This window comes from Bacillus sp. JJ1503 (assembly GCF_036965125.1).
Lineage (GTDB): Bacteria > Bacillota > Bacilli > Bacillales > Cytobacillaceae > Cytobacillus.
On the sequence record NZ_JBALOZ010000501.1, the window covers coordinates 1 to 2,075 of the forward strand.

The 2,075-nt window shown below is 33.3% G+C and carries 2 protein-coding genes; both read right to left on the reverse strand.

Annotated features, from left to right (window positions below):
- Positions 1 to 190 precede the first annotated feature (190 nt).
- Positions 191 to 769 (reverse strand): site-specific integrase, encoded by a 579-nt coding sequence (locus V7149_RS25905; protein WP_335348426.1) that lies wholly within the window; start codon positions 767 to 769, stop codon positions 191 to 193.
- A 434-nt stretch (positions 770 to 1,203) separates the two neighbouring features.
- On the reverse strand, positions 1,204 to 2,075 hold an 872-nt coding region (locus V7149_RS25910), incomplete at its 5' end, for a phage portal protein (protein WP_335348427.1).

The following is a 2,075-nucleotide window of genomic DNA, read 5'->3' on the forward strand; positions in this document are numbered from 1 at the left end:
CACAATCTGCAATAAACTTTTTCGTCTAATTTTTCCATTTTTTAATCACCCAATTAAACTATAACTCATAGAAATTAATTGGTAAATTCAAAACTTTTTCGGGTGTGTGTTTTTGAGTATGCTACAGGGCAAGTTTTAAAAAGGGAGTCAACGCATAAATAAAAAAGCACCTCACAGTATTGTGAAATGCTCATAAATCTAATGCTTTGACGGCTCTATCCTTTTGATCTTGCGTTATTCCAATGTATCGCAATGTCACTGCTGGTGCTGAATGATTCAACATATCCTGTAATAATACAATATCTGTACCCATTTGATATTGATGATAAGCAAAAGTCTTCCTCAAGCTATGAGAACCAATATTTCTTAATCCTAATTGTTCTGCTGCTTGCTGAATGATTCTCCATGCACTCTTTCTATTGATTGGCTGTGATTCCCCATCCTTGCCATGTTTACGACTTTTGAACAAAAATTCATCAATATTGCCTTCATAATTACCCTTGATGTATTCTTTTAATGCTTTTTGAACCCCTTTTGTCATGGCAACCTTATTATTTTTGCCTGTTTTGGTTTCTTTCAATGTAAAATGTTCAAACAATCGTCCTTTATCATCCATCACATCAGAATATTTTAACGAAAGTAAATCAGATACCCGAAAAGCAGTATTAATTCCAATTAGAAATAATAAATGGTCTCTAGGTGAATCACTAAGTAATTTCTTCATAGCATCAATTTTCTTACGATCACGAATCGGCTCTACAAATTCCATTTTTATCACCCCTATTGATTTTATCGAATGAGACTTAACTTACCTTTAGTATAAATTATGTCCCATTCAAATTCAATAGAAACCAAGGAATTTATTGTTAAATTGTTCAATCCCTTGTCGCTGTAAGGTTAAACCAGTTTCAGCGAATGAGACACAATCTAATTATGTCTCATTCGAATAATTGTAATAAATAATTAGAAATCTGTATACCATCATTGATCCTTAGTTATTTAGGTTTAACGATTAACTATTAAATAATCTCATTGATACATTAAAGTATGCTTGCCTCACACAACAAGAACATTTGTTCCTTAACCTCTTAACAACGAAGGTTAATTATTATTATACTTACGGGGGTATATAATAACATGTGCGTGTGAGCCGGCATACTCTTATTCCCGATCCCCCTTACTGCCACCTACGTTTCCATAAAATTAAACATTCTCAATTACATTACTTCCATTCTCAGTTAGATTGTCTTTCATACGTTCATTAACTGTATCATCTTTATTCCTATTACTCCCTTTTAACCTCTCCAACTCTTGCACCACATCCACAATATATGGATTACGTTCTAATAAACTCTTCAAACTAATTCCACCAATTTCACTCAGTGCCTTTAAATTATTTATTACATCTGTTTCATTCAATGGTCGAGCGTATTGGAATACTACATCCAAGGTATCATATTCCTCTTCATCAAACTTTACATCTAAATATTCAAGCATACGTTTGATTTTATTAAATCTGTCATATAAGCCATCTCTAAAGTATATTTCATTCTGCGCTGCTCTCATGTCTGCCAATGTATACAACATCTTAATTGATACCTCTGCTAAATTTGCTGTAGTTCCCTGATTCATGCTGACACTCGGAGTACCGCTAACATCTAACATTGATTGCATTAACGTCTTCCATATTGTTTGGAATGATTGATAATCTAATTTACTCGTTACTAAAGAGAATGTACTGTTGTCTTCTAAGGTCAGTCCCGTTCCAGCAATATCCTTACTCAATGCACCATCGGTTATTTGTTGCCCCGTTATTACTGGGATAGGCGTATGGAACTTATGGTAACTATCAACTAGCTTACTTAAAATATCTTCCATAGTATCAATTAAACTAACAATATCCTCTAGATCACTACGTCCATAATTATCGTCTTGCTCTGATTGATTATGATAATGAACAGGAAGCCCAGATACATTTCGGTATTCTCCAATTAAAGAAATATTTCCACCCTTATTGGTATATCTAGTCACTTTATTATTGTCATAAATATTCCAGTAACTAACAGCATTACTTG